Consider the following 17204-nt stretch of genomic DNA (forward strand, 5'->3'; position numbering starts at 1 on the left):
CGTGACGGATGCGAACACACCGCAAGCCCCAGAAGAAGACGCGGGCGGCGGCCAGCGGGTCGAGCCCGTCGACATCCAGGTCGAGATGCAGCGCAGCTACCTCGACTACGCGATGTCGGTCATCGTCGGGCGCGCCCTGCCCGACGTCCGCGACGGCCTCAAGCCGGTGCACCAGCGCGTGCTGTACGCCATGTACGACGGCGGGTACCGACCCGACCGCGGGTACTTCAAGTGCGCCCGCGTCGTCGGCGACGTCATGGGCAACTACCACCCGCACGGCGACAGCCCCATCTACGACACCCTGGTGCGGCTGGCGCAGACCTGGTCGATGCGGATGCCGCTGGTCGACGGCAACGGCAACTTCGGCTCCCCCGGCAACGACCCTGCCGCGGCCATGCGCTATACCGAGTGCAAGCTCGCGCCGCTGGCCATGGAGATGCTGCGGGACATCGACAAGGAGACCGTCGACTTCCGGCCCAATTACGACGGCCGCTCCCAGGAGCCCGTCGTGCTGCCGGCGCGGTTCCCCAACCTGCTGGTCAACGGCTCCTCGGGCATCGCGGTGGGCATGGCCACCAACATCCCGCCGCACAACCTGCGCGAGGTCGCCGACGGCGTCAACTGGTACCTCGCCCACCCCGACGCCCCCGACGACGTCCTGCTGGACGAGCTGATCGCGCGGATCAAGGGCCCCGACTTCCCCACCTACGGCCTGATCGTGGGCCGCCGCGGGATCGAGGAGGCCTACCGGACCGGGCGCGGCTCGATCACCATGCGCGCGGTGGTCGACATCGAGGAGGACGCCCGCGGCCGCCAGGCCCTGGTCGTCAGCGAGCTGCCCTACCAGGTCAACCCCGACAACCTCGCGCTGAAGATCGCCGACCTGGTCAAGGACGGCAAGATCTCCGGGATCGCCGACGTCAGGGACGAGAGCAGCGGCCGCACCGGGCGGCGCCTGGTCATCGTGCTCAAGCGCGACGCGGTGGCCAAGGTCGTGCTGAACAACCTGTACAAGCACACGCAGCTGCAGGAGACCTTCGGCGCGAACATGCTGGCCCTGGTCGACGGCGTGCCGCGCACGCTGCGGCTGGACCAGTTCATCCGGCACTGGGTGGCCCACCAGATCGAGGTCATCGTCCGGCGCACCCGCTACCTGCTGCGCAAGGCCGAGGAGCGGGCGCACATCCTGCGGGCGCTGCTGCGCGCCATCGACCGGATCGACGAGGTCATCGCGCTCATCCGCGGCAGCGCGTCGGCCGACGAGGCCAAGACCGGCCTCATGGGGCTGCTGGAGATCGACGACATCCAGGCGCGCGCGATCCTGGACATGCAGCTGCGCAAGCTCGCGGCCCTGGAGCGCCGGCAGCTCACCGCCGAGTACGACGAGCTCATGGAGCAGATCGCCGACTACAACGACATCCTGGCCTCGCCCGAGCGCCAGCGCGCGATCGTCCGCGACGAGCTGACCGAGATCGTCGAGAAGTACGGCGACGACCGCCGCACGCAGATCATCCCGTTCGAGGGTGACATGCGTATGGAGGACTTCATCGCCGAGGAGGACGTCGTCGTCACCATCAGCCGCGGCGGCTACGCCAAGCGCACGCGGCTGGACGGCTACCGTGCGCAGAAGCGCGGGGGCAAGGGCGTGCGGGGCGCGCAGCTCAAGCAGGACGACATCATCCAGCACTTCTTCGTCACCACCACGCACAACTGGATCCTGTTCTTCACCAACAAGGGGCGGGTCTACCGCACCAAGGCCTACGAGCTGCCCGAGGCGGCGCGCGACGCGCGCGGCCAGCACGTGGCCAACCTGCTGGAGTTCCAGCCTGACGAGGAGATCGCGCAGGTCATGGCGCTGCGCGGCTACGACGACGCGCCCTACCTCGTGCTGGCCACCCGGCAGGGCCTGGTGAAGAAGTCGCGGCTGGAGGACTTCGACTCCGCGCGGTCGGCCGGGATCATCGCCATCAACCTGCGCGACGACGACGAGCTGATCGCGGCGCGGCTGGTGTTCCCCACCGACGACCTGCTGCTGATCAGCAGCGACGCCCAGGCGATCCGGTTCCCGGCGTCCGACGAGTCGCTGCGGCCGATGGGCCGGGCCACCAGCGGCGTCATCGGCATGCGGTTCCTGGAGGGCGACTACCTGCTGAGCATGGACGTCATCCGGGAGTCCGACGGCGCGGCCGACGTCCTGGTCGCCACCGAGGGCGGCTACGCCAAGCGCACCCCGGCCGACCAGTACCCGGTGCAGAACCGCGGCGGCAAGGGCGTGCTGACCGCCAAGGTGGTCGAGGCGCGCGGCAAGCTCGTCGGCGCGCTGATGGTGTCGCCGGAGGAGGACGAGGTCTTCGCGATCACGTCCTCGGGCGGGGTCATCCGCACCCGCTGCGCCGAGATCAAGCAGTCGGGCCGGGCCACCATGGGCGTGCGGCTGATGAACCTGGCCAAGGGCACCCACGTCGTCGCCATCGCCCGCAACGCCGAGGCCGGCGAGGACGAGGAGATCACCGAGGGCACGCCGGGGCTGCAGGAGCAGTCGGCCACCCCGGGCGGCGGCGGGTCCGCGGCCGAGCCGGGCGTATCGGCGGACTCGGGCGAGTCGGCCGACCCGGGTGCGCCGGGCGAGGAGTCGCGGTCCGAGGAGTAGCGCGCGCCGCGTGCGGCAGTGGCAGGACGGCGGTCGTCCCGGGGCTCAGCGGGCCTCTGGGGCGGCCGCCGTCGCCGTGCCGCCCCCGCGCCGGGCGGACGCTCGGCCGGCCGCCAGGGGCCGTGTGAGAGCGCGCTCAGGGGGCAGCGGGGAGGAGGGCCGGGCGCGGCCATGGGCGGTGCGGCCGCCGCCGGGCCCGGGCCGCGGGGTGGGCCGGGCCCGAGACCGAACCGGTCGAATCGGACGCCCCCAGCGTGCTGTTTCGGACGATCCCCGACAGGGGCACTAGAGTGTGCTCCCGTGGCACGACGCCCGCGGACGCGGAGCGCCCACGCGCAGCCATCCCCCCTGATCCGGTTCCACCCGTCACATGGAAAGTCCAGCGGTAACGTGGCTAAGTCTGAGAACACGCAACGCAATTCCGCCGCCGCTCCCGAGGAGACCGAGGCGGAAGGCACCGTGAGCACGGAAGAAGCGGAACAGGCCGAGAAGGCGGTTTCGGCCGACGCGGCGGACACGCCGGCGAGCACGTCGGCGGGCAAGCCGGCCGGAAAGGCGTCCGGGAAGGCGAAGGCGTCGGGGAAGTCGGCACCGAAGTCCTCCGCTGCGGCCGCCGCGGCGAAGCCGGACAAGGAGTCCCGGGAGTCCGAGGAGCCCGGCGGCTCCGCGCCGAAGGCCACGACCGCCTCGGGGTCGGCCTCGCCGGCCGGCGCCTCGGGTGTGTCGAAGGCGGCCTCGGGTGGAACAACCACTACGACGTCCGGCCCGACCGGCGGCACCTCCCCGGCGGGCGCCGAGGCGGGCGCGTCCGGCTCCGGCGGCACGTCGGGCACGTCCAGCGCGTCCGGGACCGGCGACTCCCCCATGGGCACCGCCTCGGGCACGGCGTCCAGCGAGTCTTCCGGTTCCCGATCGGCGAAGGAGGCCCCCGCGATGGCGAAGGCCGAGCAAAGGGGAGTGTCCATGATGGCGCCGAGCACGCCCGAGCCCTCGGTGAAGGCCGCGAAGTCCACCCGCAAGGCCCACCTCACGGTCAGCCGGGTGGAGCCGTGGTCGGTGATGCGCTTCAGCTTCGTGATCTCGCTGGTGTGCTTCATCATCCTCTTCGTGGCGGTGACCGTCCTCTACGCGATCCTGTCCGGCCTGGGCGTCTTCGACGCGGTCACCGACCTCATCTCCTCCCTCACCGACGGCGGCGAGGGCGACGAGTTGAACCTCAACCCCGACCAGTGGTTCTCCCCGGCCCGCGTCCTGGGCTACACCGGCCTGATCGGGGCGCTGAACATCATCCTGATCACGTCCCTGTCCACGATCGGCGCGATGCTCTACAACCTCGCGGCCGACCTCGTCGGCGGCATCGACGTCACCCTGTCGGAGACCGAGTAACCCCGTCCCGAGCAGCCCTCGTTCTCGGCTAAACTCAACCAGGAGGCCAAGCGCGGAAACCCCCGCGCCGACCCCCTTCCCCGCAGGTAACCGGTTCGCCCCGGTCCACCACATGCGGTAGAGTTCCAGCCGGAACACGGGCGTATAGCTCAGTCGGTTAGAGCGCATCCCTGATAAGGATGAGGCCCCAGGTTCAAGTCCTGGTACGCCCACCCCGTAGAGCTGCGAGAAGGCCCCCGTCCCTTGGGCGGGGGCCTTTCGGGTGTCTCGCGTGCGCCGGTCGTGCGCCACGGTCCGCGCCTGCGGTCAGGGCCTTCCTGCCGCGGCGTTGACGTGCCGGAGTTTGTCGGGGTTGGCCAGGGCGTGGACCGCCTGGACGAAGCGGCCTGACGGGTCCGTCTCGACGGCCACCACGGCGCGGGGGCCGTCCTCGGCGATCAGTACCACCGTGGGGCCGCCGCCGGAGGGGATCCACACCGGGGTGAACCCGGCGAAATCCGGGCCCACCGCGGCGAGCAGCCGGGCGACCTTGTCGCTGCCCCGCACCGGGCGGAGCGCGGCGGGGGCGCGGCCGCCGCCGTCGTTCCACAGCACGACGTCGGGCGCCAGGGCCGTCAGCAGTTCGGCCAGGTCGCCGCCGACCGCGGCGGCGACGAAGCGCTCGGCGACCGCGCGGGCGGCGTGGCGGTCGGCCTCGAAGCGGGGGCGGCGCTCCTGGACGTGGCGGCGGGCGCGGTGGACGAGCTGGCGCACGGCCTCCGGTGAGCGGTCCAGCACCCGGGCGATCTCGGCGTGCTCGAACCCGAACGCCTCGCGCAGGACGAACGCGGCCCGCTCCAGGGGCGAGAGCGTTCGCAGGACCACCAGCAGGCCGAACGTCACCGCCTCGGCGCGCGCGATCCCGTCCGCGGGGTCCGCGGGCTCGACCAGCGGCTCGGGGAGCCACGGGCCGACGTAGTCCTCCCGGAGGAGGCGCTGGAGGCGGCGCAGCCGGTCGACCGCCAGGCGGGTGGCGACGCGCGCGATGTAGGCGCGCGGGTTGTCCACCCCGGCGGGGTCGACCCCGGCCCAGCGCAGCCAGGTCTCCTGGACGACGTCCTCGGCGTCGGCCACGGTCCCCAGGATGTCGTAGGCGAGCGTGAACACCAGGCCGCGGTGCCGATGGAACGCGGACCGCTCGTCCTCCTCCGGCGGCTGCATCGGCGGCTCCTTTCGGCGTCGTGGGGATCGCCGCGCAAGAGGGCGCGAGCGGCCGCTCCGTGACTCGCGGGCGTGGCGTGGGCCACACCGCGGCCGGGATGTCACGTCCGGAGCCTCCCGCCTGTCCCATGGGCGAGTCCACGCGAGAAGGGGGACACGTACATGAGAGACAGGCAGGCCGGCGCGCGCGGGTTCGTCGCCGGCGTCGTTCTGGCGGGCGCCGCGGCGATGGCGGCGGTGGGGGCGTGGTGCCGCGTCGACCCGGCGGGGTTCGCCCAGTGGGCCGGGTGGCCCGAGCACGAGCACTTCCTCCACGACGCCGGAGTATTCCAGATCGCCATCGGGCTCATGATGGCGGCCGCGGTGTGGTGGCGCGACGTCGTCGCGGTGGCGCTGGCGGGGTTCGTGTTCACCAATGCCTTCCACGCCCTCAACCACCACCTGGACCGGGAGCAGGGCGGGCACGCCTCCGACCCCCTGATCCTGCTGGCCTTCGCGCTCGTCGGCGGCTGCGCGCTCGCCGTCCACCTGCGCCGGCGGCGGACGCCCGAGCACGGGGAGGCGGCGGCATGAGGGTCCTGCTCGCCGGCGCCACCGGCTCACTCGGGCGCGCGCTGCTCCCCCGGCTGGTCGCGGCCGGCCATTCCGTGGTCGCCCTCACCCGCCGCCCCGCCAGTGCCGAGCGGATCCGGGCGGCGCGGGTGCAGCCGGTCGTGGCCGACGTGATGGACGCCGACGGCCTCGCGCGGGCCCTGGAGGGGCAGCACGTCGACGCGGTCGTCCACCAGGCGACCGCCATCACCGGCGTGCCCCTGCGCCACCGCGACCTGGCGGCGACCGACGCCCTGCGGGACGCGGGCACCCGCAACCTGATGCGCGCGGCCGAGTCGACCGGCGCGAAGCGCTTCGTCACCCAGTCCTTCTTCCTCGGCTACGGGTGGAGGGACCACGGAACCCGGCCGCTCACCGAGGAGGACCCCTTCGCGGTGCCGGACGGCGGGGCCTTCGACGGGCACCTGCGCTCCCTGCGGTCCAACGAGGACCAGGTGCTCGGCGCCGCCGGACTGGAGGGGGTGGCCCTGCGCTACGGGCTCTTCTACGGCCGCGATCCGTCGACGCTGTCCATGATGCGGCTGGCCCGCAGGCGGCTGCTCCCCGCGCCGCGGCGGGCCGCCGTCCTGCACCCCGTCCACATCGAGGACGCCGCGGAGGCCACCGTGGCGGCGCTGCACCACGGCGGCGCGGGCCGGGCCTACAACATCGCCGACGACACCCCGGTCGGCATGGACGTGTTCCTGGACCACCTCGCGGCCGCCGCGGGCGCGCCCCGGCCCGTGCGGGTCCCCGGCGCGCTGCTGCGCCCCGCGCCCTACCTGCACTCGCTGCTGGTGAGCACCCGCATCCGCCTCGACTGCGGCCGGGCCGCGGCCGAACTCGGCTGGCGGCCGAGGTACGCCTCCTGCGCGGAGGGCCTGGCGGCGGTGGCGGCGCGGCCGGCGGAAGACGCCGGATAGCGGCCGGGCGGGCGCGGTTCGGGCCGCGGGCCGGCGCCCGGTCCCCAGCGCCGCGTCCGCCCGCCGGTGGTGCGGGTGGGTGCACGTCTCCTGGTGCGCCCACGGTTTCCACAGGACCGGGCCCGGCCTCTCCCGTGAGAGGCCGGGCCTTCGCGGTCGCCGGGTGCCCGTGCCGACCGCGAAGGCCTCACCCGGAACCGGTCGGGTGTGCCCGGTCGGCGGGGCCCGCGGCGGGCCGGCCGCCCTCCGGGGAGCGACGGGACCACCGCTCCGCCTCCCGCCGGTCTCCGCGCTCGGAGAGCAGGCGGGCGAGGGAGGCGGCGTCGTCGGGGGTGGCGAGGCGCCATGCCCGTCGCCGCCAGAGGGCGGCACGCAGCCGCCTCTTGCGCTTGCCCAGGGCGACGCTGAGCAGCGCGACCGGTCGGAACCGCCCTGTCGCTGCGGCGGCGCGCCGATACCACTCCTCCGCCTCGGCGATCCTGCCCCGCGTCTCCAGGAGGTTGCCGAGGTTGGTCATGGCGTCGGACCCGCTTCCGTCGGGGTCCGCCTCCACCGCGCGCCGGTACCACCGCTCCGCGTCGTCGACCTCCCCCCGCTCCTCGGCTTGGATGCCGAGCACGTCCATGGCCGCGGGGTGGCCGGTGTCGGCGGCCAGCCGCCACCGGCGGTCTGCCTCGCCGGTCTCGCCCTTGCGCAGCAGCAGCCCTCCGAGGAGGACCATGGCATCGGTGTCGCCGTTCTCAACGGCGCGGCGCAGCCAGGACTCCGCTTCCTCGGTGTCGCCCCGCTCCTCCCCGCGCAGACCGAGCCGGGTCATGGCGCGGGTGTCTCCGCTGCCGGCCGCCGCGCGGAGCAGGGCGTCGGCCTCCGCGGTCTCGCCCCGGTCCGCGAGCAGTTCGGCGAGATCCACCATGGCGGGTGTGTGCCCGCCGTCGACGGCACGCCGCAGCCAGTGCTCGGCTGCCGCCGCGTCCCCCTGGCGGTGGAGCAGGACGGCCAGTTCGGCCATGGCCTCGGCGTCGCCGCGCTCAGCCTCCACGCGGGTGTGGTTCTCGGCCTCCCACTGTTTCAGGCGCCGGAACATGCCGGTTCGCAGCGGCGCGGGAAAGACCATGAGGAGTCGGAGCGCGAGGAGGCGCCGGACATCGTCGTGGAAGCCGCGGGTCGCCGCGCGCCGGTACCACTTCGCGGCCTCGCGGCGGTCCCCGGACGTCTCCTTCAGGAGGGCCAGGCCCACCATGGCCCCGGCGTCGCCGGTCTCGGCCGCGCGCCGCCACCACGACTCGGCCTGTCCGTAGTCGCCTTGCTCCTCGTGGGCGCGCGCGAGACGGCGCATGGCATCGGTGTCGCCGCGTTCGGCGGCACGCAGCCACCACGACCGCGCCTCGGCCGGCTCGCCGCCGCTGTACAGCAGGGCGCCGAGGCTCGCCATAGCGGGGATGTAGCCCCTCTCCGCCGCTGCGCGGTATCCCGCCTCAGCCGCGTCCGCCTCTCCGCGGCCGTCCAGGAGCCGGCCGAGGAAGAAGTGCGCGGGGACATGCCCCTCGTCGGCCGCTTTGCGGTACCAGGCCTCGGCCTCGGCGGTTCTTCCCGCCTTCTCCAACACGGCGCCCAACCCGCACATGGCGTGGACGTCGCCGCGGTCCGCGGCGCGCCGGTACCACTCCTCGGCCTCGCCGAACTCTCGTTGCCTGCACAGCAGGTCGCCAAGGCGCGCCATGGCCCGTGGGTAGCCGGCTGCCGCGGCCTTCCGGTACCAGGCCCCGGCCTCGTCGTGTTCGTCCCGGCCGACCAGGATGTCCGCGAGGTGGGTCATGGCGCGGAGCCGGCCGCCCTCTGCCGCCTTCCGGTACCACGCCTCCGCCTCGTGCGGACCGCGCCTGCGCTGGAGGAGGTAGCCGAGGTTGGTCATGGCGTCCACGTCACCGGCGTCGGCACCCCGCCGGTACCACGTCTCCGCGCCCGCGGGGTCGTCCTCCTCCTCGCACAGCAGGCCGAGGTAGAGCGTCGAGGGGCTGTGGCCGTCTTCGGCGGCCCGGTGAAACCAGCGCCTGGCCTCGACGCGATCGTCCCGCTGGTAGGCGTCCTTTCCCAGCGCGAACATCGCGGAGGGCTCCCCCGTGTCGGCTGCCTTCCGGATCCACGCCTCCGCCTCCGCCGACTCCCCTCTCGCCTTCAGCCGTACTCCCAGCGCGTACTCCGCGGCGGGGAGCCCGGCCTCGGCGCCGCGGCGGAACCACGCCTCCGCCTCCGCCGGGTCGTCGGCGGTGAGGTGCGCTCCCATGCCGTACATCGCCAGGGCGCTGCCGCCGTCCGCGGCCCGGCGCAGCCAGGACAGGGCCTGCTCGGGCTCCCCGCGCTCCGTGTACAGGCGGAACAGGTACATCATGGCGTCGGTCTCGCCGCTGCCGGCCGCCCGCAGCAGCCACGCCTCCGCCTCCTCGGGCCGACCCCGCTGGTAGAGCAGCCTCCCCAGGCGGCCCACGGAGCGCGTCCCGCCGGCCTCAGCGGCACTCCGCAGGAACACCACGGCCTCGTCGTGGTCGCCCCTGTCGGCGAGCAGATGGCCGAGGTTGGCGGCGGCTTTGGCGCTGCCCTTCTCCCAGGCCCGCCGGTACCAGGACTCCGCTTCGCCCTTGTCCCCCCGCGCCGAGAGAAGGACGCCGAGGTTGGTCATGGCCGCGACCGACCCGGCCGTGATCGCGCGGCGGTACCACGTCTCCGCCTCGCCCTCCTTGCCGGGCTGGTCGGAGAGCGCCATCCCCAGGTTGCACATCGCACCGGTGTGGCCGGCGTCCACGGCCTGCCGGAACCAGGACTCCGCTTCCCCTGCGTCGCCGCGGCGCAGGCACAGGCAGCCCAGGCCGTTGAGCGCGCGCGGACTCCGCACCTCGGCGGCCTTGCGCCAGACGGCCTCGGCGACCGCGAACCGGTCGGTGTCGTAGGCGGCCCAGCCGAAGGCGACCTGGGCGTCCGGGTCGTCCAGGCGGTCCAGGACGATGTCCCACAGCTGCGGCGGCACCGGTGTGTCGGTCTCGTCGACGAGGTAGTCGAAGGGGCGCCAGAGGTCCGGGTCGCCGTCGCCGGCCGGCAGCAGGAGGCCGCAGGTGTTCTCGTGCTCCCGCGTGGCCCAGGCCAGAGCCTCCGCGAAGCTCTCCGGGCGCAGCACGGGAGGTAGCGGGTAGGCGTGGTGGGCGGCCTCCAGCAGGGCGGTGTCGGCGCGCGCCACGCCGATCCGGGCGAGGTCCACGGCGGCGGCCACGACTCGGTGGCCGCGGGGGTGGCCGCCTTCCCCGCGCGCGAGGTCCCTGGTGGCGTGCCAGAGCTCCAGGAGCTGGGGCGCCGACGCCAGGTACTCGCCGACCCCGTGCCCCCGATCGGCGCGCTGGCGGCGCGCGGCGTCCGCCAGCGGCCGGCTGCCGCTCGCGGCGGCGCGCTCCAGCTCCTGTTCACTCCACGTGCGGTCCATGCGGACCACGGCTGTGCGGACGAGCTGCCGGTTCCGCTCCGCGCTGCCGCGCTCACCGGCGGCGGAGGAGGTGAGGTCGTCATAGGGGCCCTGGCGCATGGTGGCCACGATCACCGCGTGCGCCTCGTGGAGCCGCTGGACGACGGCCTGGTCGATGTCGGTGCCGTAGCGGAGGTGGCGGTCGAGGTCGTCGAGCCAGACCACGGCGCGCCCCCCGCGGCGCGCGTGCTCGGCGACGGCGCCCAGGAGCGCCCAGGGGTCGCAGCCCGGGGCGGGGACGAACACGTGGCGGTCGCCGAGGTGGTTCGCCACGGCGTTCCACGCGGCGCGGGTCTTGCCCGTCGTGGAGGGGCCGACCACCAGCACCATGCCGCCGTGTTCGACGGCCTCGCCGACGCGGTCGGCGAGCTCGGCGTCGCGGTCGCGCGCGACGTATGGCGGCAGCCCTTCCTGGGAGCGGTGCGCTCCGGCGCGGAGGGCGTCCACCTCGCGCACGGGGGCCGACCACCAGCCGCCGCGGTCAGGCCGGGGGGCCGACTCGGGCTCGCCCGCGGAGCGCAGCGCCCACACCCACACGCCGGTCACCGGGAAGACGAACGCCCCGACACCGGCCAGCCAGCCAAGGCGTTCCACGGCCTGCCACGACGTCCCGCCGCTCACCCACAGGCCCGACCCGACCAGCACAGCGGCCAGAACCGTGGCCGAGGCGGCCCAGGCGGTCCTCCCCCACCGACTCATAACCCGACATCTTCGCAGCGGGCCGCGAAGGCGCAAGGGGAGGCGGCTAGAGGGACCGCCCGCCGGCGGGAGCCGCCGCGGCGGGCACGCCCAGGCACAGCAGGGCGGTGTCGTCGCTGAGGCCCTCGCCGAGGTCGTCCAGCAGGCCGACGAGCGCGCGCACCAGGGCCTGGGGGCCGTCGCGGCCGTGCTCGGCGGCGAACGCGCGCAGGGCGTCCTCGCCGAACAGGTGGCGGTCGCCGCCGACGCGCGCCTCGGTGAGGCCGTCGGTGTAGAGGAGCAGGCTGTCGCCGGGCGCCAGCCGGGTGCGCGCGGAGGCGAACGGCGCGTCGGGCAGGATGCCGACCACCATTCCGCCCGGGGTCTCCAGCGGCTCGGCGCCCCCCTCGGCCCGCACCGCGATGGCCGGCGGGTGGCCGCCGCCGGCCAGCCGCACGTCGAACCCCGCGCCCTCGCGTTCGAGCAGCCCGAACAGGGCGGTGCAGTAGCGCGGGTCGCCGCCGGTGTCGCGCTCGGTGAGGACGGCGTTGAGCACGGCCAGCGCCGCCGTCGGCTCGTCCGCGTAGAGCGCGGCGGCGCGCAGGGTGTAGCGGGTGAGCGAGGTCAGCGTGGCCGCCTCGGGGCCCTTGCCGACCACGTCGCCGAGGAAGAAGCCCCACCGGTTGGCACCGAGGGGGAACAGGTCGTAGAAGTCGCCGCCGACCTGGTCGGGAGAGGCCGTGTGGTAGTGCGCGGCCGCCTCCAGGCCCGGGATCGTGGGCAGCATGTCGGGCAGCAGGCTTTGCTGGAGGACGGTCAGCGCCTCCTGGAGCCGCGCCCGGTCGGACTCGGCCCGGCGCCGCGCGTCCTCCGCTTCACGCTGCGCCTCCTCGGCCCGCCGCTGCGCGTCCTCGGCGGCGCCGCGCGCCCGCAGCAGCTCGGTCTCGTAGGAGCGCCGGTCTCGGGCGTCGGTGAGCGTCGTGCGGATCAGCAGCGGCTCGCCGTCCTCCCCGGTCTTGACGACCGACGTGGCCAGCACCGGTCGGCGGGAGCCGTCGGCCGTCCGGATCTCCAGGGCGATGCCGTGGACCTCGCCCTGCATGCGCAGCAGCGGCGCGAAGTGGGTCTCGTGGTACAGCCGCCCGCCGACCGTCAGCAGGTCGGCGAACCGCAGCCGGCCGACGACCGCGCCGCGCTCGCGGCCCAGCCACCGCAGCAGGGTGGCGTTGGCCTTGACGATCGTGCCGTCCATGAGCGTCGACAGGTAGCCGCAGGGCGCGCTCTCGTACAGCTCCTCCGCGCTGTCCTCCAGCAGCGGCGCGTACGCGGAGTCGCCGGGGCCGCCGCCCTCGCCGCCCCCGGTGCCCGCCGGCTCCGGGCCACGGCCGGCCCGGCGCATCACGCCAGGCCGCGCGCGAAGGCGGCGATCGCGTCGGCCGTGGCCTGGGGCGCGCTGAGCTGGGGGCAGTGGCCGGTGGCGTCCAGGGTGACCAGGCGGCTGCCCGGGATGGCGGCGTGCACGTAGGCGCCCACCTCGCGCGGCGCGATCGCGTCCTCGGCGCACTCCACGACCAGGGTCGGGATGGCCACCGACGGGAGGTCCGCGCGGTTGTCGGACAGGAACGTGGTGCGGGCGAACACGCCGGCGATCACGGGATCGGTCGCGCAGAACGCGTTCTCCAGCTCTTTGCCCAGCTCCGGCCGCTCCGGGTTGCCCATGATGACCGGCGCCATGGCGGCGGACCAGCCCAGGTAGTTGGAGTCGAGCGACTCCAGCAGTTCGTCGATGTCGGCGGTGCTGAACCCGCCCCGGTAGCCCTCGTCGTCGATGTAGCGGGGCGAAGGGGTGACCATGGCCAGCGCGTCGATGCGCTCCGGCAGGGCGGCGGCCGCCAGGACCCCCACCATCGCGCTGACCGAGTGGCCGACGAACACCGCGCCGCGCAGGTCCAGCGCCTCGCACACCTCGACGGCGTCGCGGGCGTAGCCGTCGAGCGTCCCGTAGCGCTCGGCGCTCCACGCCGACAGGTCCGAGCCGCCCGATCCGACGTAGTCGAAGAGGACGACGCGGAACTCCGGCTCCAGCCGGGGCGCCACCAGGCGCCACAGGTTCTGGTCGCAGCCGAAGCCGTGCGCCAGGACCACGGCCCGGCCGTCGGCGCGGCCGGTCACCACGACGTTGTTGCGGCTCAGGACGTCCACGGCCGCCCACCTCCCCCTGGTTTCCGGCGGGTGGACCCCGCCCCTCGGCGGCGGCGGACCGGATCCGCGGGGGGAGCGGGTGGTGCGCCCGTCACCGCCGCCGTACTCGCGGGCCCACTGCCCAGCCGGGAGGCCGGTGAAGCCGTGCGGCCGCCCACATTTTCCGGCGCGGGGCGGGCCGCCGCCCGCCCGGCCGCTTCCCGGGTGGATTCGGCGACGTGTCGACATGGCGTCCGGCCCGGCCGGGCCGCCGTGGGCTCCCCCACATCCTCCGGCGCCCGGCGGCCGACCGCCGAGCCCCGCCGACGCGCGGGCCCCGCACTCCCCACCTCGGCCGATCATCGCCATGTCGACATGCGGACACGTCGCCATGGCGGTTCGGCAGGCCACCGCGGCGGCGCCGGCCCCGGCCGCGCCCGCGCCGACCGGCAGGCGGGGCGGCCGGTTCCCAGGGTTCTGCCAGGTTTCTCCCGCAGACGCCCCACCTCTCTTCGGCTTCATGGGGTGCCCCTGAGCGAAGAGAGGTGATCGAGATGACGGGAGTGGCAGACGCGGCCGTCCGGGAGGGAGCCGGGGCGCGGCCCGCGACCGCGTGGGTCGACATCGTCGTCCCGGTGTTCAACGAGGAGCGGGCGCTGCCGGGGTGCCTGGAGGTTTTGTGCGCGCACCTGGCCGAGCGGATGCCGTTCCACTGGTGCGTCACCGTGGTCGACAACGCCAGCACCGACCGCACCCTGGCCGTGGCCAACGAACTGGCCCAGGAGCTGGACCGGGTGCGGATGCTGCACCTGGACCGCAAGGGGCGGGGCCTGGCGCTGCGCACCGCGTGGGGCTACAGCGACGCCGACGTGGTGGTCTACATGGACGTGGACCTGTCCACCGGCCTGGACGCCCTGCTCCCGCTGATCGCGCCGCTGGTCAACGGGCACTCCGACATCGCCATCGGCAGCCGCCTGGCTCCCGGGGCGCGGACGGTGCGCGGGAGCCGGCGCGAGCTGATCTCGCGGGCCTACAACACGGTGGTCCGCTGGACGCACGGCGCGCGGTTCTCCGACGCCCAGTGCGGGTTCAAGGCCGCGCGCACCGACGTCGTCCGCCCGCTGCTCACACACGTCCAGGACGACGCCTGGTTCTTCGACACCGAACTGCTGCTGCTCGCCGAGTACAACGGGCTGCGCGTGCACGAGGTCCCGGTCGACTGGATCGAGGACGTCGACACCCGCGTCGACGTCGTGCGCACCGCGCTCGACGACCTCGCCGGGCTGGCGCGGGTGGCCCGCGCCAAGGCCACCGGCGCAGCCCGGGTGGCCGGGCTGCCGCGCCGGCCCGCGCCCCGGCCGGCTCACCCGCGGGCCGTGCTCGCCCCGCCGCGCGGCGGGCTGCCCTGGCAGTTGGCGTCGTTCGCCGTGATCGGCGCGGTGTCCACCGGGGCCACGGCGGTGCTCTACGCCGTGCTGCGCGCCTGGCTGCCGCCGCTGGTGGCCAACCTCGCCGCCCTGGTCGCCACGACCCTGTGGAACACCGAGGCCAACCGGCGCCACACGTTCTCGCGCCCGGGGGGCGCGCGCGGGCGCGCCCACGTCCGGGGGCTGGCCGTGTTCGCCCTGTACTACGCGCTCACCTCGGGCGCGCTGCTGGCGCTGCACGCGCTCGCCCCCGACCCCGCCCGGTGGCTGGAGGTCGGCGTCCTCGTGGTGTCGTCCGCCGCCGGAACGGCGCTGCGCTTCGTGCTGCTGCGGTCGTGGGTCTTCCGGCCCGGCACCGGCACCCCGGCCAAGGAGGAGGACTGATGTCCCACCGCACCGCGAGCGCACCCGCTGCGCGCGCGACCGCGCCGCCCGCACCACCGGCCCGCCCGCCCTGGCGCCGATGGCGGCCCTGGGCGCTGGCGGCGGTCTGCGGCCTGGCCGCCGCGCTGTACCTGTGGGGGATCGGCGGGTCGTGGGGCAACACCTACTACACCGCCGCCGTGAAGTCGATGTCGGCCATCTGGAAGAACTTCTTCTTCGGCAGCCTCGACGCCGCCGGGGTGGTGACGGTCGACAAGCCGCCGATGGCGCTGTGGCTGCAGGTCGCCTCGGTGAAGCTGCTCGGGTTCTCCACGGTCGCCGTGCAGCTCCCCCAGGCGCTGGCCGGGGTGGCCGCCGTGTTCCTGCTGCACCGCACCGTGCGGCGCTGGGCGGGCGAGAACGCCGCCCTGCTGGCGGCGCTGATCCTGGCGCTGACCCCGATCACCGTGGCCATCAACCGCATCAACAACCCCGACACGCTGCTGGTGCTGCTGGTGGTGGGCGCGGCCTACGCCATGACGCGGGCGGCCGAGGGTCCGCGCGCCACCGCCTGGACCGCGCTGGCGGCCTTCCTGGTGGGCTGCGGGTTCCTCACCAAGATGCTCCAGGCGTGGATGGTGCTGCCCGCGTTCGCGGCGGCCTACCTGATCGCGAGCCGGGCGCCGTGGCCGCGCAGGGCGCTCGACCTCGGCGTGGCCGGGGCGGTGCTGGTGGCGAGTTCGTTCTGGTGGGTGGCGCTGACCGTGCTGTGGCCCGCCCCCAAGCCCTACATCGGCGGCAGCACCGACGGCTCGGCCTGGGACCTGGTGTTCGGCTACAACGGCTTCGGCCGGATCCTCGGTGGCGGCGCGGGCGGGTCGGGCGGCGGCGCGCCGCAGGGCGCGGCGGAGGCGGCCGCGGGCACCGCGACCGGCGCCGCCCAGGGCATGCCGGGCGGGGGCGGCGGTCCGGGCGGCGGGTTCTCCGGCCAGGCCGGGCTCCTGCGGATGTTCAACGAGCAGCTCGCCGGCCAGATCAGCTGGCTGCTGCCGCTGTGCGGCCTGGTGCTGGCGGCGGTGGCCGCCTCGGCGGTGCTGCGCCGCCGCGCGGGCCGCCCGCTCGACCGGCGCGGCGCGGCGGGCTGGGTGCTGTGGGGCGGCTGGCTGGTGGTGGGGCTGGTGCTCAGCTTCGCGCAGGGCACCATGCACCCCTACTACACCACCATGCTCGCCCCCGCGATCGCCGCCGTGGCCGGCGCCGGGCTGGTGCGGTTCTGGGGGTGGTACAGGCGCCCGGCCGGCCGGGCGTGGCCGCTGCTTCCGCTGGCGGTCCTGACCACAGCGGCCTGGTCGTCGGCGGTCGTCTGGCGCACGCCGGAGTGGCATGTGTGGGCGGGCTACCTGGAGCTCGGGCTCGCGGCGGCGGCGGTGGTACTGCTCGTGGCGCAGCGGTTCGGCGGCCGCCGCGGCCTGGCCCGGGCCGCGCTCGCGCTCGGCCTGGCGGCCGTGCTGGCGGTTCCGGCCGCGTGGTCGGGGCTGGCGGCCGCGGTCGCCTCGGGGGCGATGAACGGCACCAACCCCATGGCCGGCCCCGCCGACAGCATGGGCGGCCCCGGCGGCATGGGCGGCGGTCCGGACGGCGGCGCCCAAGGCGGGGACTCCGAGGGCGGAATGCCGTCCGGGGGGGCCGCGGGGCGCCCCGCCGCAGGGCCAGGCGCCGCAGGGCGCGGACCAGGCCGGGGACACGGCCTCCGGCGGGTCGGGCACGCCGGGCGGGCCGGGCGGCGGCGGGGAGTCGCTGACCGACGAGCAGCGCCGGATGCTGGCCTATGTCGCGGAGAACGCGGGCGGCGCCGCGGTCCCGCTCGCGGTGGAGGGCGGCGCCATGAGCGCGACGTCCTACATCATCGACTCCGACCTGGCGGTGGTGGGTATGGGCGGGTTCACCGGATCCGACGACGCGCCCTCCGTCGAGCAGCTCGCCCGGTGGAAGGAGTCGGGCGAGCTCGGGTTCGTCCTGCTCGGCGGGGGAATGGGCGGCGGTGCTCCGGGCGGCGCGACCGCCGACACCGGCGAATCCGGCGGCGCGGACACCGCCGACACCACCGCATCGAGCGGGGCGGGCGGTGCGGACGGCACCGCGCAGGCCGCCCAAGGGCCGATGGGCGGCAGCGAGCGCCAGGAGTGGGTCCAGCGGAACTGCGCCCCGGTGGACGCCTCGGCCTGGGGCGGATCCGACGACAGCGGCCTCCGGCTCTACGCCTGCGGCTGAGCCAGGGCCCCGCTCCGCGGCGGGGC

General features: G+C 75.1%; 10 protein-coding genes, 1 tRNA gene and 1 pseudogene. 8 read left to right on the forward strand and 4 right to left on the reverse strand.

Annotation, left to right across the window (positions count from 1 at the left end; translation table 11 throughout):
* The first annotated feature begins 1 nt into the window (after window position 1).
* From gyrA to HNR12_RS16750, 3 genes are all read left to right on the forward strand, one after another.
* Window positions 2-2650, forward strand: coding sequence for a DNA gyrase subunit A (gyrA, locus tag HNR12_RS16740; RefSeq protein WP_308118484.1), 2649 nt, complete (start codon window positions 2-4; stop codon window positions 2648-2650).
* A 933-nt stretch (window positions 2651-3583) separates the two neighbouring features.
* Entirely contained in the window at window positions 3584-4036 is a 453-nt protein-coding gene (locus tag HNR12_RS16745) for a DUF3566 domain-containing protein (protein ID WP_246425103.1), read from the forward strand.
* 138 nt (window positions 4037-4174) lie between these two features.
* Window positions 4175-4248: transfer RNA gene (locus HNR12_RS16750), tRNA-Ile, on the forward strand.
* Window positions 4249-4342: 94 nt separating this feature from the next.
* Here HNR12_RS16750 and sigJ read toward each other — a convergent pair.
* Window positions 4343-5236, reverse strand: coding sequence for an RNA polymerase sigma factor SigJ (gene sigJ / locus HNR12_RS16755; protein ID WP_179768406.1), 894 nt, complete (start codon window positions 5234-5236; stop codon window positions 4343-4345).
* A gap of 162 nt (window positions 5237-5398) precedes the next feature.
* Between sigJ and HNR12_RS16760 the strand changes: the two genes are divergently transcribed.
* On the forward strand, window positions 5399-5809 hold the full coding sequence (locus tag HNR12_RS16760) for a hypothetical protein (RefSeq protein ID WP_179768408.1): 411 nt from the start codon (window positions 5399-5401) through the stop codon (window positions 5807-5809).
* Window positions 5806-6750 carry an NAD-dependent epimerase/dehydratase family protein gene (locus HNR12_RS16765; RefSeq protein WP_179768409.1) on the forward strand — a complete coding sequence of 315 codons (945 nt, stop codon included), beginning with the start codon at window positions 5806-5808 and terminating at the stop codon, window positions 6748-6750. The genes HNR12_RS16760 and HNR12_RS16765 overlap by 4 nt, the downstream gene beginning before the upstream one ends.
* 187 nt (window positions 6751-6937) lie before the next feature.
* Here HNR12_RS16765 and HNR12_RS16770 read toward each other — a convergent pair whose 3' ends face one another.
* The 3 genes from HNR12_RS16770 to HNR12_RS16780 are packed head-to-tail and all read right to left on the reverse strand — an operon-like array spanning window position 6938 to window position 13138.
* A complete protein-coding gene (locus tag HNR12_RS16770) occupies window positions 6938-10957 on the reverse strand; it encodes a tetratricopeptide repeat protein (protein ID WP_179768411.1) in 4020 nt (1339 codons plus the stop codon).
* A 46-nt stretch (window positions 10958-11003) separates the two neighbouring features.
* On the reverse strand, window positions 11004-12335 hold the full coding sequence (locus HNR12_RS16775; RefSeq protein ID WP_179768412.1) for a PP2C family protein-serine/threonine phosphatase: 1332 nt from the start codon (window positions 12333-12335) through the stop codon (window positions 11004-11006).
* Window positions 12335-13138, reverse strand: a complete 804-nt coding sequence (locus HNR12_RS16780) for an alpha/beta fold hydrolase (protein ID WP_179768414.1) — start codon at window positions 13136-13138, stop codon at window positions 12335-12337. The genes HNR12_RS16775 and HNR12_RS16780 overlap by 1 nt, the downstream gene beginning before the upstream one ends.
* 533 nt (window positions 13139-13671) lie before the next feature.
* Between HNR12_RS16780 and HNR12_RS16785 the strand changes: the two genes are divergently transcribed.
* From HNR12_RS16785 to HNR12_RS29900, 3 genes and pseudogenes are all read left to right on the forward strand, one after another.
* Window positions 13672-14928 carry a bifunctional glycosyltransferase family 2/GtrA family protein gene (locus HNR12_RS16785; protein WP_179768416.1) on the forward strand — a complete coding sequence of 419 codons (1257 nt, stop codon included), beginning with the start codon at window positions 13672-13674 and terminating at the stop codon, window positions 14926-14928.
* Between the two features lie 263 nt (window positions 14929-15191).
* Window positions 15192-15599 (forward strand): annotated as a pseudogene (locus HNR12_RS29895) (glycosyltransferase family 39 protein); the annotation flags it as partial.
* Window positions 15600-16725: 1126 nt separating this feature from the next.
* Window positions 16726-17178 carry a hypothetical protein gene (locus HNR12_RS29900; RefSeq protein ID WP_449338322.1) on the forward strand — a complete coding sequence of 151 codons (453 nt, stop codon included), beginning with the start codon at window positions 16726-16728 and terminating at the stop codon, window positions 17176-17178.
* Window positions 17179-17204: the final 26 nt, after the last annotated feature.

Source organism: Streptomonospora nanhaiensis (genome assembly GCF_013410565.1).
Taxonomy (GTDB): Bacteria; Actinomycetota; Actinomycetes; order Streptosporangiales; family Streptosporangiaceae; genus Streptomonospora; species Streptomonospora nanhaiensis.